The following is a 22,144-nucleotide window of genomic DNA, read 5'->3' as shown; positions in this document are numbered from 1 at the left end:
TCCTCCCTCTTTATTGGTCTCTTCCTTCGGTAACTACACTTGGAGCAATCTTCTTGATAAGCCCTTGCAATACGCTACCGGGGCCTAATTCTACAAAGCGTTCTGCTCCATCGGCCACCATTTGTTGCACAGAAGCTGTCCAACGCACGGGCGAGGTAAGTTGCTTTACAAGGTTGCTCTTAATCTCTGCAGCGTCGCAAACAGCCTTGGCTACCACGTTTTGGTATACCGGAGCTTTGGGTGCTGCAAAAGTGGTTGCTTCGATAGCTTGAGCCAGCTCTTCGCGAGCGGGTTCCATCAGCGGAGAGTGGAATGCACCTCCCACTTTGAGGGGGAGAGCACGTTTAGCCCCTGCAGCTTTGAGCAATTCACAGGCACGCTCGATACCGGGCATTGAGCCGGAAATTACGATCTGACCGGGGCAGTTGAAGTTAGCCGCTACCACTACTTCGTCCGTGATGCTCTGGCATACCTCTTCTACTTTTTCGTCGGGTAGACCGAGGATTGCAGCCATAGTAGAGGGCGTCTTTTCACAGGCTTTTTGCATTGCCATAGCTCGTTTAGAGACTAGGGTAAGCCCATCTTCGAAGGAGAGTGCCTCTGCAGCCACAAGCGCGGAGAACTCTCCGAGCGAGTGACCTGCTACCATATCGGGTTGGAAGTCTGCTCCCAAAGCACGTGCCATTAGCACCGAATGCAAGAAAACCGCAGGTTGCGTTACCTTGGTTTGCTTGAGCTCTTCGTCCGTACCACGGAACATGATTTCTGTAATATCGAAACCTAAAATCTTATTGGCTTCATCGAATAAACGCTTGGCTTCGGCATTGCCCTCATAAAGAGGGAGACCCATACCAACAAATTGTGCCCCCTGACCGGGGAATACGAATGCTGTTTTCATTTACTATAAAGAAAGTGTGGGGTTATACAAGTTCTAGAGTTTTGACAATAACCTCGTACGTGCGAGCTACAGAGTCAATATGTACTTTTTCGTCGGGCGAATGGGGGTGACGAATCTCGGGACCAAAGGAGATCATATCCATATCGGGCATAACACCTTGGATGATACCACACTCTAGCCCTGCGTGCATTACCTTAACATCGGGCTTCTCGTGGTAGATTTCCTCATACACCTTGCTCATTACCTCCATGATATGCGACTTCGCATTGGGTTGCCACCCCGTGTAAGGAGCATCAAACTCCACCTTAGCCCCCATGAGTAGGAAGGCACTTTCGATGCTCGAAGCCACCCACATCTTGCGGCTATCCGACGAGCTACGTACCAAGAATTTCACCTCCACAAGTCCATCACCTGCACGTACAACGGCTAGGTTGGTAGAAGACTCTACCGTATCCGGGAAGCTCTGGAGCATCGAAATGGGGCCATTTTGACAAGCCTCGAGTGCGTTGATAAGATTGTCTTGAATATCCTCGGGAAGAATATTGGTAGGCATATCGCACTTCTCAACCTTGAGCGAAATCTTATCTTCGATTCCATCAAATTCTTTGGTAAAGAGAGCTTCGAACTCAGCAACATACTTGCAGAATTCTTCAGCATCTTCGGGCGCGATGGTAAGCACCGCAAAGGCTTCGCGAGGGATCGCATTGCGCATAGAACCTCCCTCTAGAGAGGCCACACGCACACCAAACTCTTCTACAGCACACTTGAGGAAGCGAGCCATCAACTTATTGGCGTTGGCACGACCGATATGAATATCCACTCCGGAGTGACCTCCCTTGAGCCCCGAGAGGGTAAGGCGTACAGCCTGATCTTCTTGACTTGTTGTCTCCTGATCTTTGTATTCGAGGCTCACGTTTACGTCAATCCCCCCGGCGCAACCAATGTAGAGATTACCCTCTACTTCGGAGTCGATATTAAGGAGAATATCCCCCTTGCAGAAGCCGGATTTGAGGCCGTTTGCCCCATCCATTCCTACCTCTTCGTTGATGGTAAAGAGGGCTTCTAGCGGGCCATGCTTTAGGCTATTGTCCTCTAGAATAGCGAGAGCAAGAGCAACCCCAATACCGTTGTCGGCACCAAGCGTTGTACCTCTAGCCGTCACCCACTCCCCATCTATGTAGGCATCGATAGGATCTTTGGCGAAGTCGTGTTGTACATCACTATTCTTCTGAGGAACCATATCTACGTGCCCTTGTAGGGTGATAATAGGCTTCTTTTCCATACCGGGAGTGGCAGGTTTACGGATAAGCACGTTGCCAACCTCATCTTGTAAGGTCTCCAACCCGAGTTTTTTGCCTGCTTCAAATACATAACGTGTTACCTCATCCATCTGCCCTGTGGGGCGAGGAATCTGTGTAAGGTCGTAAAAGTATCTCCAGACAGCTTCAGGTTTAAGCGTTAGAATGTCTTTTGCCATAATCGTTTCTATATTATGTATTCTTACTATTGAGTTCTACTATAATTTCTATTGAGTAAAGGTATAACTAAAATTGCGATTAACCCAATAAGGGCGTTACCTAATGTTTGCGAGGTGTGTACAACGAGGGCAAATGAACCGGCATCACTGCGCTCAACGCCCACAGCCGTAAGGGTCGTGATAACCATGAAATGCCAGGCTCCGATACCCGATTGTACGGGTGCAGCCACCCCCAAGCAGCCCATTACAAAGGCAAGTAGCCCTACATTGATCCCTAAGCCTTGAGTAAAAGGGAAAGCAAAGAAGGTGAGATAGAAGGCTACGAAGTAGCATCCCCAAATGCCAATGGTATAGAGGATAAAGAGACCCCGATGCGGCATAAAACGAATGGAAAGCAGCCCTTCCCACATATCTCGTAGCCCCTTGCAGATTTTTGCACCCCATCGGCTTCTCTTGGAGAGACGCCAAAAGAGGTAGCCGAATACCCCTACTGCCAACAAAGTCAAATAGAACAATGGGGAGGAAACGAGGTGCGATACCTTGAGAGAGAGGTCGGGATGCTCAACAAAATAGCCCCTTAAGAAATCGGAGAATCCCCCAATGGCCATCAAGACAATAAGCCCCAGCACGATCATATCCATAAGGCGATCCATCAGCAGAGAGCCAATAAGCTTTGCCGTAGAGAGAGATTCGTAGCGAGATAGGGCGGCACAACGCCAAACATCCCCGGCACGAGGGAAAATGAGATTAACCGCATAGCTCCCAAGCACCGATAGAATGGTATTCCTCAGACGAGGTGCCGGTCTACTAAAAGGATGCACAAGCAACTTCCAGCGCACTCCACGGAAAACATTACCTAAGGCCTCTATCAAGATGGATAGAGCAATAATTCCCCAACTAATTGAGTTGGAACGCAACTCCTCCACAAGCCCCCCAAAGTCAAAGTTTCGGTAGACAACAACCATCAAGGCAATGCCCAAAGATAGAGACACAGCCAAGCGCACCCAACGCTTTCTGCTGCGATGGTCGGAGAGGCCGGGGGCAACGTTGTCGGAGCCTTGAGTTATGGGGTGATCCACTCTTGTAGTCCTTTTATTCATCAGGTTGGAGCGTCTTACCCCCGTTCTACGGCAGAAAAACGCTACCTTCGTAGCTGCTAACACTACAAATATACTCTTTTTTCGCAGTACTATGAGTAAAGTTCGTGCCAAAAAGGCCCTGGGGCAACACTTTCTAACCAACCCATCGGTGGCTCGTGCCATTGCCGAGAGTGTACTCTCGTGGCGTGATATCCCTATCCTAGAGATAGGGCCGGGCATGGGCATGCTCACAAAGGAGCTTCTGGACCTGGGGTTGGAGGTTTATGCGCTTGAGATTGACACCGAGTCGGTCGAGTACCTGCAACGTAATTTTTCGTGGTTCGCCCAAGGAGAGCACCTAACCGAAGGGGATGTACTCAAACTCCCTGCCGACGAATTGATACCGGGGCAACCTCAAACCCCATTCGTACTCATAGGCAACTATCCCTACAACATATCATCCCAAATATTCTTCCGTCTATTGGAGCTGAGAGACCGCGTACCATGCTGTGCAGGGATGCTCCAAAAAGAGGTAGCAGAGCGGCTTACAGCCCCTCCCGGAGGGCGCGATTATGGTATCTTGTCGGTGCTTCTTCGTTGCTGGTACCACTGCGAATACCTCTTCACGGTAAGCGAACTCGACTTCGATCCCCCTCCAAAGGTCAAGGGCGGGGTGCTCCGATTGATACGTAACGATAGGAAGGAACTGCCCGTAGACGAAGAGTTATTTAAGAAGGTGGTAAAGGCGGCTTTTTCACAACGTAGGAAGACGCTCCGTAACTCGCTGCGGACGCTTTTCCCTGAGGGGTACGACTTCTCCGACCCTATCTTCTCCCTACGAGCTGAGCGGCTGGATGTGGAAGACTATATCCGCCTTACCCAAGACTACATAAAGACGCTACCCGAATAGCCCCCTAATAGGAGACCTACAAGAGCCTTCTTCATTCCCTAGAACTTCTAAACCCTCTCCCCTAGGATCCGACTTTGCATCCCATAGGAGAGGGTCGTTTTTGCTCAATAGGTAATTTTTCGTCTTCCTATAGGTGATTTTTTCAGCACCCACATTTCCCCCAAAAGCCTGGCCAGAAAAAGAAAAAAATCCACCTAAAAAGGGTGTGGGAAACTGACTGAAAAATAAAAATTTTCTGCCCAGGATCGGAAAATTTTTCACCCAGCAACTAAGCAGGAAATCAGCCTAAAAAAGGGCTCTCCCACCCCATGGCGGAAGAGCCCCTACTTATTTTCGTTGGGAGAGAATCCCTATCGTCTCTGTAACAACGTGCGGATCTTCTCGGCAACAGCCTCCGGAGTAAAGCCTAGCTTTTCGTCCAAGACCTTATAAGGAGCTGAATAACCGAAGCTTTCCAATCCGTGGATTACGCCATTCGCACCCACCAAGCCCTCAAGGTTAATGGGTAAGCCTGCCGTAAGTCCAAAACGAGGCATCCCCTCGGGGAGCACCTCACGGCGATAGCTCTCAGGCTGATCCATAAAGAGCCCTTCGGATGGAATAGAAACGACACGTAGCTTGCGCCCTTCGGCACGGAGGATGGCAGCAGCAGCTTCGAGTGTAGCTACTTCGCTACCCGTTGCAACGAGAGCCATCTCTGCCCCCTCGTCGTCGCTCACGATATATCCCCCACACATCATACGCACGGCACGTGCATAGGGAGTAAGCCCCTCGTTGGGGAGGTCGTCGATATTCTGGCGAGAAAGGATCAAACCCGTAGGAGTTTGGTCGTTTTCCATAGCCATCTGCCAAGCGACCGTAGTCTCATGCACATCGGCAGGACGGAGCACCAACATCGAGCGTTGCCCGGAGTGGTTGTGGAGTTTTTCCATCAAACGGATTTGTGCCTCCTGCTCTACGGGTTCATGCGTTGGCCCATCTTCGCCTACACGGAATGCATCGTGCGTCCAAACGAACTTGACAGGCACCTGCATCAAGGCAGCCAAACGAATCACCGGCTTTTGGTAATCGGAGAAAACGAAGAACGTACCACAGGCCGCAATTACCCCTCCGTGGAGCATCATACCCACACAGAGAGCCGCCATCGTAAGCTCAGCAACACCGGCCTGCAAGAAGCGACCGCCATAATTATTGCGGCTCATCGCCTCCGTTCCCTTGAGGAATCCATCGGTCTTATCCGAATTGGAAAGGTCTGCCGAAGAGACGATCATATTGGGTACCCGAGCAGCAAGTTCTTTGAGCACCGTGGCCGAAGCCGAACGGGTAGCCTGTCCACTCTTTTGCTCAATGGCAGCCCAATCGATTACGGGAAGTTTACCATCAAACCAATCCTTCATCAGAGCAGCATCTTCGGCATTCGCCTTCTGCCACTGAGAGAATGTAGCGTCATATTGCTTCCAAAGCTGGCGCAACTCTTCGTCACGCTGGCGGTACAAAGCCTCTACTTCGGGAGCGATAACAAAAGGATTGGCAGCATCGAAGCCCATAGCTCCCAGTGTCTTTTCGATAGAGACACCGGCCTTGCTAAGGGGTTGCCCGTGCGTAGGAATGCGATCGACAATATCCCGACCCTCTGCGTCTAGCGCCTTATAGGCCATGCAGGTCTTACCAATAATGAGGGTAGGACAGCCCTTTGTCGCCAACGCTTCGTCCAACGCTTTGCGGATTTCTGCCACATCATTTCCTTTGATGGTGAGCACCTTCCAACCCCACGCTTCATATTTACGCGCCACGTCTTCGGTGTCTACCTCATCCACCATCGTAGAGAGTTGTACATCGTTAGCATCGTAAAACATCGTGAGATTATCGAGGCCCAAGTGCCCGGCTATGCGCCCGGCACCCTGCGAGATCTCCTCCTGAATACCACCATCTGAGATAAAAGCATAGATCTGCTGCGGCATAACTTCTGAGCCAAAGCGGTGACCCAAAAACTTTGCTGCAATGGCAGCACCCACGGCGAGCGTATGCCCTTGCCCTAGAGGTCCGCTTGTATTCTCTATCCCACGCTCAACATCGCGCTCGGGGTGGCCCGGAGTTGCACTCCCCCATTGGCGGAAGGCTTCGAGCTCTTCGAGAGAAAAACGCCCCGTAAGAGCCAGCTGTGCATAGAGCATAGGCGACATGTGACCGGGATCGAGGAAGAATCGGTCGCGCGCCCAGCGCCCGGGACAATCGGGATCAAAGCGGAGATACTCCGAGAATAGCACATTAATAAAGTCGGCGCCCCCCAAAGCTCCCCCGGGGTGACCGCTCTTTGCTTTCTCCACCATGGAGAGAGCAAGGCAACGGATGTTGTCTGCTGCCTTATTCATAACGTCTATAGAGTTCATAGCCACAAGGGTATTACAAGTTCTGATTCAAACGTTTATTATTTCTTTTTGTTGGGCAATTCGAGTCCATAACCCTTCTTCTTATCTATAGCTTTAAGGTACAAGCTCAAGAGAAGAGCTGCTACACCAAATGAAGCGAAAATAAGCATGGGCAAGCGGTAAGTCCCTGTCTGGTCTAGTACCTTACCAATTACGATGGGTACAACCATGAGCCCTACGTTTTGGATCCAGAAGGTTGCCGAATAAGCCGATCCTAGTACCTTGCCATCGATAAGCTTAGGCATAGAGGGCCAGAGAGCTGCAGGAACAAGAGAGAAAGAGATACCCAACAAGACAATAGCCGAATAGGCAATAATGGTAGAGGTGGTATCTCCTGCTACAAATGGATAAAGAGCAAAAATTGTATGGCATACAATCATCAACACAGAGCCAAGCATAAGCATGGTAGCACCTTTACCCTTGAAATCGAGGAAAGCTCCAAGGAATGGAGTAATGATCATAGCCCCAATGGGGAAGTAACTAAAGATGGCAGAAGCCGTCTCAGCAGAGAGCCCAAGGTTTGTCTCCAGCATGTTGGTGGCATACTTTTGGAAGGGGAATATGGCAGAATAGTAGAGCACGCAAAGAAGGGCAACAACCCAGAAGATACCACTCCCAAAAACCTTTGTCAAGTCTTTGAAACGGAAAGGTTCTTCCTCTTCTGCGCTAGCAACATTACCCAAAGTCTTATCCAAACGGGCATCGAAAATACCATAGATAAGATAGAAAAGCAACCCAATAGAGAGGAGGATAAGGCAGAGGATTACAGGAGCTTGTACGCTACCAAAATGCTCAGCGATGGGCGCGGACATACGGAATACTGCGAAGACACCGAGGCGGGCAACAGCCATCTCCAAGCCCATTGCAAGAGCCATTTCTTTACCCTCAAACCACTTAACGATGGCACGAGATACCGTCACACCACCCATCTCGCAGCCGCAGCCAAAGATCATAAAGCCAACGCAAGCGAGCTTAGCCGAAGGGGGCATCGAAGGCATGAATGAATTGAACAACTCAAATCCAAATCCGCCATTGTTGAATGTGGTACTCAACGCATAAACTTTAATAAGAGCACCAAGAACCATCAAAGCTCCCGACAATACAGCCGTAAATCGTACCCCCATTTTGTCCAAAATAATCCCGGCAAAGATGAGGAAAAAGAAGAAGACATTGAGGAAGAACTCACTAGAGCCGTAAGTCCCGAATACGGTAGACGACCATCCAAGCCCCCCTTCTTCTGCTGTTTTCTCCAGCATGGACTTGAGAGGAGATAGTACATCTACAAACATGTAGGCGAAGAACATGGTCAGGGCGATGAGGATAAGCACCGTCCACCTTGCCCACGCCTTGTCACGAAGCGACTGTTGAATTGCTTGAGTCATAAGTATGAGTATTAATAATTAGTATTGAATACGGATTCTAATGTGTGGGGATAGCACTTTTTGAGCGCCTCAGCAACGACATAGTTACTGCCCCCTATGTATATAAGGTCTTGGGGAAGAGCCTCTTTTTGGGCAGCCAAACACCCCTCTTCTATGGAGGGAAATACAGAGCCCTCTAGACCTATGGAACGAGCCTCCTGAGCCAGCTCTTCGGAAGACAAAGCCCGATCGCTCGTTGGTTGTACGAAGTAGTAATGAGCAGACGTGGGGAGCAGGCGAAGCACCGAATGCCAATCCTTATCCGCCACCATACCAAAGACGATATGTAACGCTTGGTACTGCTCTTGTTTTAGCTGCTCCACCACAAGACAAATACCGGCCTCGTTGTGCCCTGTATCGCAATAGGTATCGGGCTGAGAAGCCACCTTTTGCCATCGTCCTAAGAGGTGCGAACGCTCCACGACATGCGCAAAGCCCTCCTCCACAGCCACCCTAGGGATTTGAAAAGATTGACGAGCAAGGATGCTGAGAGCAGCCAAGATGGTGCGAGCATTGAGCCGCTGAGCCGCTCCTCCCAACTCGCCCCAAAGGGTGCCATAATCACGAGTATGAAGCAACCATCCTCCCCTATCGGGCTCGGCATCCTGCAACACATCGCTATCCTCTGCAAAGTAAAGAGGTGCATCTAACAGCTCAGCCTTTGCCCGAAAGACGGGGCGAAGAGACGCACTCGCCTCCCCCACAAGTGCAGGGACGTTGGGCTTGAAAATCCCCGCCTTTTCTCCCGCAATTTCCTCTAGTGTAGAGCCCAAGAACTGAGTATGATCGAGGCTGATATTGGTAACGATGGAGAGCTCCGGAGTAATGATATTGGTACTATCGAGTCGGCCTCCCATACCTACCTCTATAATGGCAACATCCACTTTTTTTGCTGCAAAGTGATGCAGAGCCATCAAGGTTGTTAGCTCGAAAAAGGAGGGAGAGAATCGCTCAATAAGGGGGCGTGTTCGTTCTACAAAATCCACCACGGCACACTCCTCAATAGGCATACCATCAATACGAATGCGCTCTCTAAAGTCCACAAGATGAGGAGATGTAAAAAGCCCCGTCCGATAGCCGGCTGCCGACAAAATAGCCGCCAACGTACTAGAGGTCGATCCCTTTCCATTGGTACCGGCCACATGGATATAACGAATACCTGTGCCAAGATGGGGGCTACCGATAGCCTCCGCCATAGCCAACACTCGCTCTAGACCGGGCTTGTAAGCACTCCCTCCTTGCTGCTCAAATTGGGGCGTGGCAGCAAAAAGGTAATCGATCGTTTGCTGATAAGTCATGTACGATGCTAGCGATTATTAGCCTCGCACGATAGTTTGTTTTCTGTCGGGTCCTACAGATAAAATAGCAATGGGCACCTCTAATTCTCGCTCTAAGTAAGCAACATAATCGAGGAAAGCCTTAGGCAATTGCTCCTCACGATCGAAGGCCGTAAGGTCACACTGCCAACCCGGTATTTCGTCGTAGATAGGCTCTATTTCCTGCTCTATTGAGTAGGGGAAATCGCGCGTTTCTACGCCATTGATACGATAGGCGCGGCATGCTTTGATGGTGGCAAAGGTATCCAACACATCACTCTTCATCATGATGAGTTTGGTCACGCCATTGAGCATAATCGTATAGCGAAGAGCTACAAGGTCAATCCAGCCACAGCGCCGAGGACGCCCGGTAACGGCGCCAAACTCATACCCACGCTCTGCCATCTGACGGCCATCTTCGTCAAACAATTCTGTAGGGAAAGGACCTGCACCCACTCGTGTGCAATAGGCCTTGAATATACCATAAACGTCGCCTATGGCGCGAGGAGAAACACCTAATCCGACACAGCTCCCTGCACAAATCGTATTACTAGAAGTTACGAAAGGATAGGAACCGAAATCAATATCAAGCATAGAGCCTTGTGCTCCCTCTGCCAAGATATTTTTGCCGGACTTCAATGTATTGTTTATCACAAACTCGCTATCCACAAAGCGGAACTGGCGTAGGTATTCTACTGCAGCAAAGAAGTCGGCTTCTGCCTGTGTTAGGTCGGGCACCTCTACACCCATACCGCGCAACATGCCCAAGTGACGCTCTTTGGCTCGCTTGTAATTAGCCTCAAAATCGCCCTCTATATCCCCAACGCGTACGCCATGACGGCTTACCTTATCGGTATAAGTGGGGCCAATTCCCTTGCCTGTAGTCCCCACCTTTTGGGCTCCCAATGCCTTTTCACCAGCGGCATCCAAGAGACGATGAGTAGGGAGTATAAGGTGTGCCTTACGGCTAATCACGAGACGATCTTTGAGGGGATGACCGCTATTGAAAAGACTCTCCACCTCTTCGCGGAAGAGCACAGGATCTAGTACGACCCCATTGCCAATGATGTTGATTTTATCCCCTTGGAAGATACCGGAAGGCACCGAGCGAAGTACGTACTTCTCCCCTGCAAACTCCAGGGTGTGACCGGCATTGGGTCCCCCTTGGAAGCGTGCCACCATATCATAGCGTGGAGTGAGTACATCCACTATTTTTCCCTTACCTTCGTCTCCCCATTGGAGCCCTAACAAGACGTCTACTCTTCCCATACTGTATCAGTATTTACCCTATAGGTATTTTATTTCTTATTATCGTTCGCCTTCGATTTCTTCGCAGGCTTGCTTTTTTTGCTGTATCCTTATCCTTGCGTTGAGCCACGTCTGTACTATCGGCCAGACTGCGATTGGTACAATCCTTGCACTCGCCAAAAACGACCATTACGGCTTGCGTTGGCGAAAATCGGGGGGGCTTGACATACTGCATCTGCTTTGAGAGATTCTCCTGACGGAACAGATTGAGCTTGCCGCACTCGCTACAAAGCACAAGAGCATACCCCTTACAACGCCATGCCAAGATGTAATTGGCTCCTAAATTACGCGTCAGATGAATGAGAATGCCGCAGCGGCATAAAAGATCAATAGCGCTATATACGGTGCTTCGGCTGATCTGCTTTCCTTCCGCTTCGCGCAATCTTTTGTAGACACTATCGGCATCAAAAGGTTTCTCTAGTTGGTAAACATACTCCAAAACGATGTTACGCGTATAGGTCTCCTTGAGGTCGTGCGCCTCAAGGTATTCACGCATAATGGCACGTAGTTCGTCTAAACTAAGCTCTCGTTTCATTCTCTTTGTATGAGTATCTCATACCAAACTCTAGGGTGCAAATATACAGCCTTTTGGTGAGACTTTAGGGTAAAAAGTCGGACAAAGTCAGCTCACGAATGGAGAATCTCAGATCCAAACACAAAAGGAAGGGGATGAGCCGGAAATCGGCCCTCCCCCTCCTCTATTTCTACCCAACCCTACTACTTTTCCAGCCTCTCTCCTATCCTTTTCTCAATACAGGCCTAAACCTTCCTCCCAACCTGCCCAAAACTTTTTGAAGGATAGGGCAAGAAGATAAAAAATGCAGGGCAAGAAATTTTGAAAAACCAGCCTACAATCGGAGCGATTCTAGGCTGTTATTTTCTTATTGCGGTGTTCCTTCTCCTCGAGCAATCTCGGGCAAACCGGCAACAAGGTCATCCAAAAGAAAAAGCATCTTACCCGTATTTGCAATCTCAAAGGTGGGCTTAATACAATCTACCGCAGGCAATACTCTATTAAAGCAAAACGCTACATACTCCGAGCAATAAAGCCGAGATGGATCTGTACTATCGAAGGCTGTATCGAACGTTATCTTCTGCTTAACACACTGCAATGCGTTTTTGCAAAACGAACGTCGCTCCTCCTCATCCAGCGAATTTCTGTAAATAGCCCAGCGAATCGAGTGATCGACAAAGCTCTCTAGCGGCTCTATTACAGGACCATCCATCCCTCTAAAAGAAGCCAACTCAGCGTGTAGCACAAACCATTCTCCCCTATGGAGATAGAGAATACCACAGTGGCTGAACTCTTGATTACGGGAGGCATGCTGACGAAAATACTCGGAGCTACTACCATGCCCTAAGCGCAAGATCAGGTCTCCCGAACGCAACAAATCCAAAGGAGGGAGCTCCTTGGCTTTCTCTTCGGGCTCCTCCTCTTGGATGGTAGATACACTAGGAGAGCAGCCCACTAGGGCAAAAAGGAGAAGAGACAGAATCCCCACCCAACCTCTCTTTGTGCTATAATTGGTGTTCATATAGTACCGGATATAAGAACCCCTATCACTCTAAGACCTTTCTAAACTCAACTCTCAAAGAACAAGAGTAGCAGCCAAACCTTAGAGTGGTAGGGGTTATAATTCAGAGGAAGGCAAAGCGCCAGGGTGTAACCCCATAGGGCACAACTACCCCCTCTAGAGGACTGGTGGAATTACTTGTTTTCCTTGTCGATTTTGTCAACTTTCCACTTACCACCTTCTTTTACGAGTACAAGGGGAAGTTCGCCCTGACCAGCTTCCTTCTTGTTAAGAACCCATACGAAAGCAGAGTCGCCACGTACTTCAGACTTCTTAACTTCGAGGTCAGCTTCTGTAAGCATTACTTTTTCTTCTTTTTTAGGAGCAGGAGCTACTGCTTCAGGAGCTTCGGGAGCTTCTGTGCCTTCTACAGTTTCGGGATTTTCAGTGTCAGCTTCTGTACCTTCAACGGCTTCATCTTCCGTTGCAGCTTCGCCTTCCATAGAAGACATGTCCTTCATGCTTTTCATGAGATCTACCATCTGAGCACCATTCTCATTAGCGAGAGCCTTAGCAGCGTCATAGTTCTCATTGTTAAGCTCCATCACGAACTTAACAGCTACTTCTTCAGGTGTTTCGCTCTTGCTGCAAGCAGAGAATAGTACGAGCGATGCGAGCGCAACAGCGCATAAGGTTGCAAATTTCTTCATAATTTGTTCATTCTTTTTGCGGAACGCTTTCTCCTGATTCTCCGAAGGCACCTTTTCTTATTGTTTTTTGCGGTACTCTTCTAAAGCATCAAAAGAACCCGCTCCAGTGTTCTTACTTATACTTGCCCGCAAAGGTAAACATAATATTCTACAAATAGACTATTCTACCTAAAATCTCTCAAAAGAAGTAGAGGGAAATAATCAGAATTCAGCACGGCCATTACAAAGCAAGAAGGCTAAAATTTATAGTGTAAGAGGCAAAGTCCTCCATTCCACATTCCTTGCTTGCTTTGGCTCCGAATAGGACTCAGCCCCGAATACAGGCTTTTTAATATCCCAAATGGAGATGCTCAATGAGCACTTTTACACCAATACCGATAAGTACCCAGCCTCCAAACAATTCTGCCCAAGAGATCCATTTGAAAGGGATTTTGCACCCCACATAAAAGGCGAACCCCGAGGCCAAGGCCGTTACAATGCCTATAACAAGAGCATATAAATGGATGGGGATTGACATGAACGAGAAGCTAAAGCCCAGTGCTAAGGCGTCAATACTCGTGGCAAAACCCATCATCAATAGATAAGAAAAGTAGCGCAGGGTAAGTGAGGATCCACTTCCCTTATATCCCTTGATCTGCTGTCCATACCGAGCCCGAGCAAAGGCATCATAAATCATGTGCCCCCCTACGGCTACCAGCAATATGAGCACTACCCAATGATCGTATTCATCAACAAGGTCAATCGTCTCTGCCCCCACGCAATAGCCAATTGCGGTAACTCCACCTTGCAGTACTCCAAAAAGTAATGCAATGGTCGCAAGTGTGCCCCAAGAATGTTTGCACCCGCGGCTAATACCTTCACAGGCTGCAATGGTAGCGGCATCTATGGCTACAGCCAAAGCAACAAGCAGTGCTTGCAAAAAATGGAACATGGATTTTTATGCTCGTTTTCTCTCGATTTCCTACTCCAAAGGTACAAACAATGTGATAATTCCTAGGAGAAAGAGATTCTATTTAGTCTCAGAAACTCCACAACAGAAGTTGAAAGAAAGGGGACTTAAGGCTAATTTGTCGCCCTCGAACGACGCTTACGCATCTGCTTTCGTGCCCGACGAAACCCCGAAATAAGGAGCCAAAGAATCATACACCCTGAGACAAAGATCCAGAGAATCCCAAGCGGGCCGAAGAAAACATAGAGCCGCCCCGTATGCAACTCAAGCATCGTATGAAAGAGAGAAATACGCCCTCGCCCCATCTCCTTAGGCTGGGAGATCTCACGGCACGGCACATCATACTCAAAAGCAATCCCCTTCTTTCCGCCCAAATGTGACGAGTACCCCGAAACTTTATGGTCTCCGATGGGCATCACACCTTGAGGAGCAGGCGGCTTTCCTGTGTAGAGATCTAAAATAGCCCCACTCTCCAGATCCCAGTGAAAAAACCCCATAAAAGAGCCGACCAACAGCGCATGAGGATTATCCGAAGCAACCTCAAAAACATTGGCTCCCATCACACTTACAGGAGGTGTATTCTCTATTTTTTCTAAGGGAAGACCTAAGCGTTTACAACGGAATATACCCTCACTCGTGGAGAGGATCCACTCTTGTCTTGCCGGTACATAGACCAATCGGCGCAAAGCATCGTGCCAAGGATTGTTCGCACTATGGAGCGCAGTTGTGGGGATTGTTGGCACTTTTACCTTAGCTACCGCAACCAAAAGAGGAGGACGAAGGAACATGCCCGATACCACAAGAACCAGAAGAGGGATAAATAACCAATAGCCCAGCAACAAATGAAGTTTATACTGGCGTTTGAGACCACGCTGCAAGCGACGCGTTCTCTCTTTCACTCTAGCTCTGCGTGCTGCTCGTACCCGCTTCTGTATTCTTTTCATCCAACGGGGATAAACAAAAATAATAACCCCGGAGATCGAAAGGAGCAACATAATGAGCCCCAAAGCATCCACAAAAAGACGCCCTAAGAGGTGGAATAGCTCGCCTGAATGAAGTGCCCAAAGCGTGCGAAAGAGAGTAGCACGATGAGGAGAGACCTCGGGGGATTCGGGGAGAGTAAGGGTGCTAAATTGCTGATAAGGGAGCTGTAATACAAAAAGATGAGACCGCCCCATTACCACAAGGGAGTCTCCCTGCAACGCGAGATCGGTGAGACGCTCCTTCAGCGGAAGAGGCATCTCCAGCCACTCCTTCCCCTGCCAGCGGTAGAGAGCATCTTGAGAAAGTGCAAAAGTGCCATTGCGGCGCGAATGCAAAATGCGGCGCATCTGATAGCGGTCCGCCCCACTAGGCAATCCCTCCATCAAGCGAGAGAAGTTTTGTCCACCATCTTTCGTAAGCCAAACGCCCTCCCCTCCATAGAGCAGAATTGAGTCTCCGGAGAGAGCTGTAGAGCCCACTGCAGCTCCTTGCGTCCAACCATCTACATGATAAGACGAGGGTAACAAAGAACGCGAAAGATCGAGCGATGCAATCGGCTCCCTATGGTTAAGAAGAATGCCCGAAAGGCTAAATGCAATGAGAAAGAAGCAGAGAACTAATCCTCCCCAACGGTGGAATTGTTTCTCTATGGAGCCTTTTTTCTTCATATAATATAGGAGGAGTAAGGGGATTACAAAAGCTGGAACAACTCCTTAAGATGCCCAATAACATGACGTGGGGCATACCCTTCCATCGAACACTCTAGCCCCCTGGGATTAAACCAAATAGATGGCATACCCACATTTTTAGCCCCTACAATATCCGCCGGCCAACTATCCCCAATCATCAAAGACTCTGCACAGCGACTATTGGTAGCCGAGCAAGCATAACGGAATATGGTAGCGTTGGGTTTGTTTACACCTGCGTCCTCACTCAATATCATGCGATGGATGTAAGGGAGAAGGCCACTGCGCTCTACTTTGGCATGCTGTACCTCCCGAAACCCATTCGATAAAATGTAAATACGGTAGTAGCGATGCAGATACTCCATCACCTCCAAAGCTCCCTCCACAAGGCGAGTTTTGGTTGCCGTGACCGATAAAAACCGACGATTGAGGGCGAGAATCTCTTCATCCGACAGGGAGGCAAGCCAAGGCATTGGCTCTCTCATTCGGCGTAGAGTAAGGGTATACTTATCTATTTTATCGTGCCGATACAACTCCCACAAGCCCTCATTATGGATCCAATACTCCTCCCAAAAGGCATCGTAGTCGGGAGCAAATTGCTGCCAACCCTCCTCTAGGTATAGCTCTCGCAGGCTCTCCTTATTATTGTGATAGGTGTCCCAGAGCGTATCATCAAGATCGATAAATAGGTTTTTAATCATGCGGATTGAGAGTTTGTGACATAGAGAATAACAAACGAAAGGGAGGCGAGGTTCGAAACAAAGAGAACTCCGCTCCCCCTTCTCCAGAGGGTGCAGGGTCCCCTATTTCTCTAACGAAACACAGCCTCCCACGCAGTATGGTGAGGGCTGTGCTTAGGCTCTAAGAGCCGTATTTTACTCCTGTAAAAGAGTCAGTATCAATAGGTACGTACTACAAGTACCTTAGAAAGACTCCAGAAATTCTGAGGATCGATAATTTCAAGAGTGAGCTGCTTATCATCCCCTGGCGAGAGTCTATAGCTGCTTGAGGGGTGGTTGGTAAGAAGCTCTGCTTTCTTGCAATAGAGAGGGATACGTGCCAGCTTACGGAGGTCCACTTGACGGAAGTAATCGGAGGTATAATTCTCTGTAGCAACCTTGCCATTTACGAGAATACCCATTTCCTTGAGGTCATTTTTGGTACCAACGCAGTAGCGTACGGTGTTGAGAGATGCGTCTTGAGATGCAATTGTTTCGGACTGCTTTTCGGTAGTAGTAGCCAGAGCTTCTACATTCTGATTGAGGTCATTGACCATATCATCAAGGTCCTTTATGGCAATATTCTTGCGTTGCAACTCTTCGGTAAGGCGGCGAATCTCTTTCGTTTTAGACTCCAATTCGCTTTGCAAAGCCTTAATTGTCTTTGTCATGACGGCGTTCTTTGAGCCGAGAGCCTGGAGTTTAGCATTAAGACGATCGATGTCTTCTTTGTTTGCTTTGAGCTTCTCAGTAATCATCTGCATGCTGCTCTCTACACGCTCCTTCTGACCTGTATTCATCTCGCCATTGGCAGGAACATTGATCACCCCCTCCATGGCACTAATTTCCTGGAAGTTAGCAAGTACACTACTGATGAGTTCGTCCATTTCCTCTACTTGCGTCTCGAGGCTTTTGTTTGCCTCAGCAATAGAGTCAAGCTCGCTCTTTCCGCCCTTGTTTCCCTTGCAAGAAGTCATAGAGAAGCAAGCAGCCATAAGGAAAGCAAAAGCCGTTACTAAGATTGTTCTCTTCATTGTCTTTACGATTTAGTTACTATTCAGATTGTCATTCTCTTCGCGAAGCTTATCGCGATAGCTTTTATGTATTTTCTTTTCGTGAGGTGCCCCTGCGATTAGGAGAACGAACTCACCACGCGGGCTCACCTCCGTGAAGTGCTCGATGAGTTCTTGGAGAGTTCCTCGGCATACCTCTTCGTACACCTTTGTTAGCTCTCGCACCGCTACTGCCTTGCGCTCACCTCCACACACCTCGGCAAATACTTGTAAAGTTTTGAGCACTCGGAAAGGAGACTCGTACAAAATAACGGTTCTCTCCTCCTCCGCCAATGCCTGAATGCGTGAGTGGCGACCCTTTTTCTGGGGCAGAAAGCCCTCAAAAACAAAACGACTTGCATCTAATCCGGAGACAACTAAGGCGGGGACAAATGCCGTAGCTCCCGGGAGGCACTCCACCGGCACCTCAGCTTCTATGCAAGCCTGCGCCAAAATAATACCCGGATCGCTAACACCGGGGGTGCCGGCATCACTAATCAATGCCACATTAAGCCCCTCTTGGATACGTGCAACCAGAGTAGAAGAGGTCTTAAACTCATTGAATTTATGGTGACTCTCTAGGGGCTTTTTGACGTCGTAATGCTTGAGGAGAACGGATGACGTACGCGTATCCTCAGCAAGTATAAGGTCGGCACTCCGCAACACTTCCAAAGCTCGGAGTGTAATGTCTCCGAGGTTACCTACAGGGGTAGGTACTATGGTCAGTTTGCCTTGAGCTCCGGCTGTACTCATCTTCTCCTCTTCTATCCACAGCCCCTTGCAGTATCAGCTCCGCAAAGGACTTCCGTCCGCAAATGTACAAAAAGCACGTGTATTCCGCTACTTCTCACACACAAACTCTCCCAGAGCGAGAGAAGAAGACTCGCAATAAAGAACGAAAAAGGGGTTGTAGTTTCCATTTGCAACTACAACCCCTCGTGGGGAAAGATCGCCTCCCAAAAGGGGGAATCTTCTATCTAAACAGCTCTAAATCAAAGTTGATCGAGAGCCTGTTTGAGGTCAGCAATAATGTCTTCTGCATCTTCGAGTCCAACGGAGAGACGAACCATACCTTCGGAAATATCGGATGCGGCACGCTCCTCAGGAGTATAGGGAGAGTGCGTCATAGAAGCAGGATGCTCAATAAGAGTCTCGGTATCACCAAGGCTAACTGCAAGGGCAGCCAAGTGTACAGAGTTCATCAGCTTACGACCAGCCTCTAAGCCACCCTTTATCTCAAAGGCAATCATAGAGCCGGGCTTCTTCATATACTTATCGGCAAGAGCTTTTTGGGGGAAGCTAGCCAAACCGGGATAAGCGATGCTCTCTACCTTGGGGTGCTTCTCTAGGAATTCTGCCACCTTTTGGGCATTTTCGCAGTGGCGATCCATACGTACATGGAGCGTTTTGATACCGCGATTGATGAGGAAAGCCTCGAACGGACCGAGTACAGAACCCGTCAAGTCTTTTACCCCGAGAAGGCGTACTTGATCAATATATTCTTGTGAACCGCAAACGAATCCGGCAATAACATCGCCGTGACCATTGAGGAATTTGGTTGCTGAGTGTACTACGATATCAGCCCCAAACTCAAGGGGACGACAGAGATAAGGTGTGCAGAAAGTATTATCGACCATCACACGCACTCCCTCTTGGGCGTGGGCTATCTTGGCAATAGCTTCGATGTCCGAAATGTACATATTGGGGTTAGCAGGCGTCTCCACATACACCAATTTGGTATTGGGGCGCATCGCTTTGCGTACATTCTCGGGGTCACGCGTATCTACAAATGTAACGTCTACGCCATAACGCTTGAGACCATGCTCAAGAAAGGCATAGGTACAGCCGTAGAGAGTTTTGCCGGCTACAATGTGATCGCCCTGCTCTACACATACCCATATTGCTGAGGTAATAGCTCCCATACCCGAGGAGGCACTCATACAAGCCTCTGCACCCTCTAGAGAAGCCACTTTCTGCTCTACTGCGGTGAGGGTGGGGTTCCCCAATCGGGTATAAATATAACCTCCTTCTTCGAGGGCAAAGCGGCGACCGCCCTGCTCTGCATTATCAAAAACGAAGGTAGAAGTTTGGTAGATGGGAGATGCCAATGTGCCATATTGATTTTTTTCGGCACCTACGTGCACGGCGCGTGTTGCGAATCCGGTTTTCCGGAGTTCTTCGGGGTTCATCATAACAATACGATTGATCTATGATAGTTTATACATTTATGGCGAATACCGGAGGAACTTATCTTCGCGAAAGATACTCCCCGGATTCAAGGGCGAATTTAGCAAATAAATCTCAAACCGCAGCCTTAGCAGCTGATATATACCCTCTGTGAAACGCTCAAAAAAGTCTGCCCTAGAGATTTTTCTCTCCAGGGCAGAAAAAGTTTTTTTTCACAGCCTATATGCCACTACACTTTTGGGCAAGAAGGAAACAAATCCTAGGCTGCAACTTATTTCTCTCTCCGCAGTCTTCTCTTGAGCAATAGACTATTGGTCACCACAGAGAGGGAACTAAATGCCATAGCCGCCCCTGAGATGGTAGGCGAAAGCAAGATACCCCACGCGGAGTAGAGCGCGCCGGCGGCAAGAGGGATGGCAATAAAATTGTAGAGCAGTGCCCAAAAGAAATTGGCGTGAATGGTACGAAGACTGCGCTTGGCAATCTCTATCGCTTGGGGCAATAGACGTAAATCGTTTTGAGCGAGGGTGATATCTGCCACAGACACGGCAATGTCGCTCCCCGAAGCAAAGGCAAGACTCACATCCGCTTCGCCCAGAGCTTCGCTATCATTTATACCATCTCCAACCATGGCCACTACGGCACCTTTTGCACGAGCCTTGGCTACAATCTCTAGTTTTTCGTGGGGAAGAAGGGCTGCGTGCCACTCCTCTATCCCCGCCGCTTGGGCTGCCGTCTGAGCGGCTCCGTGGTTATCACCTGTAAGCAATACGACCTCAATGCCGCGCTTTCGTAGGTCTGCAACAGCTTCCCTACTCTCCTCCGTTACCCGATCTGCCACCAAAAGGCGAGCCACTACCTGCCCCTCTCGGGAGAAAAAGACCTCGCTCCCCTCCGCCTCGGGATGGGGAGTAGCTCCTACAAAACCGGCATTACCAATCCGATAACACACCCCTTCGGAATAAGCCTCTACGCCCTTGCCGACAAAAGTCTCTACGCTATCTAGAGAGGGCAAAACGAGGTCTTCGGGAAGAGCGGCATGCACCACAATAGCGGCCGCTAGAGGGTGGGTACTCTGTTGCTCCATGGCAACGAACAAAGGCATTAACCCCTCGGGAGAAACGCCGTCTGCCCACGTCTCCTCCACTACCTCAGGATGCCCCGATGTAATGGTACCTGTCTTATCAAGGAAAACGTGCGTTACTCGCGGCAATACCTCCATCGAAGCCGCCTTCCGGATCAGGATATGCCTCCGTGCTGTCTCGCCTACCATCACCGTAAGGGCAGTAGGAGTAGCCAAACCCAATGCGCAAGGGCAGGCAATCACCAGCACAGAAATGGCACAACGCATCCCCCAACGCCACGCATCAAGCGGGTCTCCCAAGAGAAGCCAAAGAAGCAACGTCAAGAGGGATAGCCCCATAACAACAGGAACAAAAATAGCCGCTATACGATCGGCAATACGGCGAATAGGCGGCTTATCGGTCTGCGTATGACGCACTGTTTCTATAATCGTTCCTAGGATGGTATCGCGCCCCACAGAAGTAGCCTCCATCGTAAAAGCCCCCTCGCAGTTGAGGGTACCTGCAAAGACAGAGCTACCCACCACCTTCTCCACAGGGAGGGGTTCTCCACTGATCAATTGCTCATCGACGGAGGTTGTGCCCTTGAGCAGTACACCATCCACAGGGATAGCTTCTCCGGCTCGCACACGGATACGATCTCCCACCTTTAGGGTCTCCACCGGCACTTCGGTAGCCACTCCATCGCGCATTTGCAATGCCCATCTCGGTCGGCTCTCCACAAGAGCAGCCACAGCGTCCCCCGTCCGTTGCGTGGCTCGCTGCTCTAGCCATTTCCCCAATAAGACGAAAGCGGGAATCATTACAGTAGCATCAAAATAGATATGTGCGTCGGTAAAAATCCCCCATCCCCCAAAAAGGGCAAGCACTCCGGAGACAAACGAAACCGTAGTACTGAGCGAAACCAAGGTATCCATAGAGAAAACCCCATGTACAATCTGCCGAAGGGCAGCCCTATGGTAGTCTGCAGCAAAAAAGAAATAGACCGAAGCCGCAGCAAGAGCCATGCCCAACTGATGCACAAGGTGGGGAAAGGGCAATAACATCAAGAGCATCATAAGGAGGGTAGCTACCCAAGCTCCTATGAGATTGCGCCGCATACGCTTTGCATCCTCAAGGAGAGCCTTGCGGTGCTGCTCGGCCAGTTCGTACTCCGTATCAGCCAAAATAAGCTCGAAACCTACCCCCTCCACCACTTTGGCAAGTGCTTCGGGAGAGGTCTCCGTAGGGCGGTAGCGTACGTGTAATATCCTCTCGGTATAAAGAACGGCTGCGCTCTCTACACCTACAGCATGTGCCACAGCCTGCTCCACTTTCTCGGCACAGGCGGCACAGCGCATCCCCACTACAGGGAAATATCGTTCATTGGGTTGCATCGTCAAAAGAGGTCAAGAAAAAGGGAAGATTCGCCCCCTTTTTGAGG

General features: G+C 49.5%; 18 protein-coding genes. 1 reads left to right on the top strand and 17 read right to left on the bottom strand.

From position 1 onward, the window contains the following. Positions 1-10: 10 nt before the first annotated feature. Genes fabD through POREN0001_RS01060 form a run of 3 tightly spaced genes read right to left on the bottom strand, consistent with a single transcriptional unit; the run spans position 11 to position 3,475 of the window. Positions 11-898 (bottom strand): ACP S-malonyltransferase, encoded by an 888-nt coding sequence (fabD, locus tag POREN0001_RS01070; protein ID WP_004332253.1) that lies wholly within the window; start codon positions 896-898, stop codon positions 11-13. A 22-nt stretch (positions 899-920) separates the two neighbouring features. Next, positions 921-2,375, bottom strand: coding sequence for an aminoacyl-histidine dipeptidase (locus POREN0001_RS01065; RefSeq protein ID WP_004332172.1), 1,455 nt, complete (start codon positions 2,373-2,375; stop codon positions 921-923). A 26-nt stretch (positions 2,376-2,401) separates the two neighbouring features. Further along, on the bottom strand, positions 2,402-3,475 hold the full coding sequence (locus tag POREN0001_RS01060) for a lysylphosphatidylglycerol synthase transmembrane domain-containing protein (RefSeq protein ID WP_004332074.1): 1,074 nt from the start codon (positions 3,473-3,475) through the stop codon (positions 2,402-2,404). Positions 3,476-3,566: 91 nt separating this feature from the next. On the opposite strand from POREN0001_RS01060, the gene rsmA reads away from it, so the two are divergent. Beyond that, positions 3,567-4,364, top strand: a complete 798-nt coding sequence (gene rsmA / locus POREN0001_RS01055; RefSeq protein WP_040579928.1) for a 16S rRNA (adenine(1518)-N(6)/adenine(1519)-N(6))-dimethyltransferase RsmA — start codon at positions 3,567-3,569, stop codon at positions 4,362-4,364. A 350-nt stretch (positions 4,365-4,714) separates the two neighbouring features. Here the strand turns inward: rsmA and POREN0001_RS01050 are convergent, their stop codons facing one another. From POREN0001_RS01050 to POREN0001_RS00985, 14 genes are all read right to left on the bottom strand, one after another. Beyond that, on the bottom strand, positions 4,715-6,754 hold the full coding sequence (locus POREN0001_RS01050; RefSeq protein WP_040579927.1) for a transketolase family protein: 2,040 nt from the start codon (positions 6,752-6,754) through the stop codon (positions 4,715-4,717). Positions 6,755-6,792: 38 nt separating this feature from the next. Continuing rightward, positions 6,793-8,175, bottom strand: coding sequence for an MFS transporter (locus POREN0001_RS01045; protein ID WP_004332025.1), 1,383 nt, complete (start codon positions 8,173-8,175; stop codon positions 6,793-6,795). 11 nt (positions 8,176-8,186) lie between these two features. Beyond that, positions 8,187-9,512 carry a bifunctional folylpolyglutamate synthase/dihydrofolate synthase gene (locus tag POREN0001_RS01040; RefSeq protein WP_004332056.1) on the bottom strand — a complete coding sequence of 442 codons (1,326 nt, stop codon included), beginning with the start codon at positions 9,510-9,512 and terminating at the stop codon, positions 8,187-8,189. Positions 9,513-9,530: 18 nt separating this feature from the next. Further along, a complete protein-coding gene (locus POREN0001_RS01035; protein WP_004332141.1) occupies positions 9,531-10,799 on the bottom strand; it encodes an adenylosuccinate synthase in 1,269 nt (422 codons plus the stop codon). 13 nt (positions 10,800-10,812) lie between these two features. Further along, a complete protein-coding gene (locus POREN0001_RS01030; protein ID WP_004332235.1) occupies positions 10,813-11,373 on the bottom strand; it encodes a Fur family transcriptional regulator in 561 nt (186 codons plus the stop codon). 346 nt (positions 11,374-11,719) lie between these two features. Then, entirely contained in the window at positions 11,720-12,373 is a 654-nt protein-coding gene (locus tag POREN0001_RS01025; RefSeq protein WP_052296656.1) for a YiiX/YebB-like N1pC/P60 family cysteine hydrolase, read from the bottom strand. 173 nt (positions 12,374-12,546) lie between these two features. Next, entirely contained in the window at positions 12,547-13,062 is a 516-nt protein-coding gene (locus POREN0001_RS01020) for a hypothetical protein (RefSeq protein WP_040579924.1), read from the bottom strand. A gap of 328 nt (positions 13,063-13,390) precedes the next feature. After that, positions 13,391-13,993, bottom strand: a complete 603-nt coding sequence (locus POREN0001_RS01015; protein ID WP_004332014.1) for a manganese efflux pump MntP — start codon at positions 13,991-13,993, stop codon at positions 13,391-13,393. 131 nt (positions 13,994-14,124) lie between these two features. Next, a complete protein-coding gene (locus POREN0001_RS01010) occupies positions 14,125-15,663 on the bottom strand; it encodes a PepSY-associated TM helix domain-containing protein (protein ID WP_004332078.1) in 1,539 nt (512 codons plus the stop codon). A 23-nt stretch (positions 15,664-15,686) separates the two neighbouring features. Next, the gene (locus POREN0001_RS01005) at positions 15,687-16,382 is read right to left on the bottom strand and encodes a YjjG family noncanonical pyrimidine nucleotidase (protein ID WP_004332097.1); all 696 of its coding nucleotides are present in this window, start codon (positions 16,380-16,382) and stop codon (positions 15,687-15,689) included. A gap of 197 nt (positions 16,383-16,579) precedes the next feature. Beyond that, complete coding sequence (locus POREN0001_RS01000; protein ID WP_004332230.1) at positions 16,580-17,434, bottom strand: Cbp1 family collagen-binding glycoprotein adhesin; 855 nt, start codon at positions 17,432-17,434, stop codon at positions 16,580-16,582. A gap of 12 nt (positions 17,435-17,446) precedes the next feature. Next, on the bottom strand, positions 17,447-18,205 hold the full coding sequence (gene rsmI, locus POREN0001_RS00995) for a 16S rRNA (cytidine(1402)-2'-O)-methyltransferase (RefSeq protein ID WP_004332147.1): 759 nt from the start codon (positions 18,203-18,205) through the stop codon (positions 17,447-17,449). Positions 18,206-18,444: 239 nt separating this feature from the next. Further along, the gene (gene megL / locus POREN0001_RS00990) at positions 18,445-19,644 is read right to left on the bottom strand and encodes a methionine gamma-lyase (RefSeq protein WP_004331988.1); all 1,200 of its coding nucleotides are present in this window, start codon (positions 19,642-19,644) and stop codon (positions 18,445-18,447) included. Between the two features lie 266 nt (positions 19,645-19,910). Next, the gene (locus POREN0001_RS00985; protein WP_004332239.1) at positions 19,911-22,097 is read right to left on the bottom strand and encodes a heavy metal translocating P-type ATPase; all 2,187 of its coding nucleotides are present in this window, start codon (positions 22,095-22,097) and stop codon (positions 19,911-19,913) included. Positions 22,098-22,144: the final 47 nt, after the last annotated feature.

Origin of the sequence: Porphyromonas endodontalis ATCC 35406 (assembly GCF_000174815.1) — a bacterium.
GTDB lineage: Bacteria > Bacteroidota > Bacteroidia > Bacteroidales > Porphyromonadaceae > Porphyromonas > Porphyromonas endodontalis.
This window is presented reverse-complemented; position numbering and strand designations above follow the sequence as displayed.

Excerpts from the sequence above, each read along its gene's own strand:
- fabD (WP_004332253.1), bottom strand. The coding sequence starts at position 898 with ATGAAAACAGCATTCGTATTCCCCGGTCAGGGGGCACAATTTGTTGGT.
- rsmA (WP_040579928.1), top strand. The coding sequence starts at position 3,567 with ATGAGTAAAGTTCGTGCCAAAAAGGCCCTGGGGCAACACTTTCTAACC.
- POREN0001_RS01050 (WP_040579927.1), bottom strand. The coding sequence starts at position 6,754 with ATGAACTCTATAGACGTTATGAATAAGGCAGCAGACAACATCCGTTGC.
- POREN0001_RS00985 (WP_004332239.1), bottom strand. The coding sequence starts at position 22,097 with ATGCAACCCAATGAACGATATTTCCCTGTAGTGGGGATGCGCTGTGCC.
- POREN0001_RS01040 (WP_004332056.1), bottom strand. The coding sequence starts at position 9,512 with ATGACTTATCAGCAAACGATCGATTACCTTTTTGCTGCCACGCCCCAA.
- rsmI (WP_004332147.1), bottom strand. The coding sequence starts at position 18,205 with ATGAGTACAGCCGGAGCTCAAGGCAAACTGACCATAGTACCTACCCCT.
- POREN0001_RS01025 (WP_052296656.1), bottom strand. The coding sequence starts at position 12,373 with ATGAACACCAATTATAGCACAAAGAGAGGTTGGGTGGGGATTCTGTCT.
- POREN0001_RS01010 (WP_004332078.1), bottom strand. The coding sequence starts at position 15,663 with ATGAAGAAAAAAGGCTCCATAGAGAAACAATTCCACCGTTGGGGAGGA.
- POREN0001_RS01005 (WP_004332097.1), bottom strand. The coding sequence starts at position 16,382 with ATGATTAAAAACCTATTTATCGATCTTGATGATACGCTCTGGGACACC.
- POREN0001_RS01035 (WP_004332141.1), bottom strand. The coding sequence starts at position 10,799 with ATGGGAAGAGTAGACGTCTTGTTAGGGCTCCAATGGGGAGACGAAGGT.
- POREN0001_RS01000 (WP_004332230.1), bottom strand. The coding sequence starts at position 17,434 with ATGAAGAGAACAATCTTAGTAACGGCTTTTGCTTTCCTTATGGCTGCT.
- POREN0001_RS01060 (WP_004332074.1), bottom strand. The coding sequence starts at position 3,475 with ATGAATAAAAGGACTACAAGAGTGGATCACCCCATAACTCAAGGCTCC.
- POREN0001_RS01020 (WP_040579924.1), bottom strand. The coding sequence starts at position 13,062 with ATGAAGAAATTTGCAACCTTATGCGCTGTTGCGCTCGCATCGCTCGTA.
- megL (WP_004331988.1), bottom strand. The coding sequence starts at position 19,644 with ATGATGAACCCCGAAGAACTCCGGAAAACCGGATTCGCAACACGCGCC.
- POREN0001_RS01065 (WP_004332172.1), bottom strand. The coding sequence starts at position 2,375 with ATGGCAAAAGACATTCTAACGCTTAAACCTGAAGCTGTCTGGAGATAC.
- POREN0001_RS01015 (WP_004332014.1), bottom strand. The coding sequence starts at position 13,993 with ATGTTCCATTTTTTGCAAGCACTGCTTGTTGCTTTGGCTGTAGCCATA.
- POREN0001_RS01030 (WP_004332235.1), bottom strand. The coding sequence starts at position 11,373 with ATGAAACGAGAGCTTAGTTTAGACGAACTACGTGCCATTATGCGTGAA.
- POREN0001_RS01045 (WP_004332025.1), bottom strand. The coding sequence starts at position 8,175 with ATGACTCAAGCAATTCAACAGTCGCTTCGTGACAAGGCGTGGGCAAGG.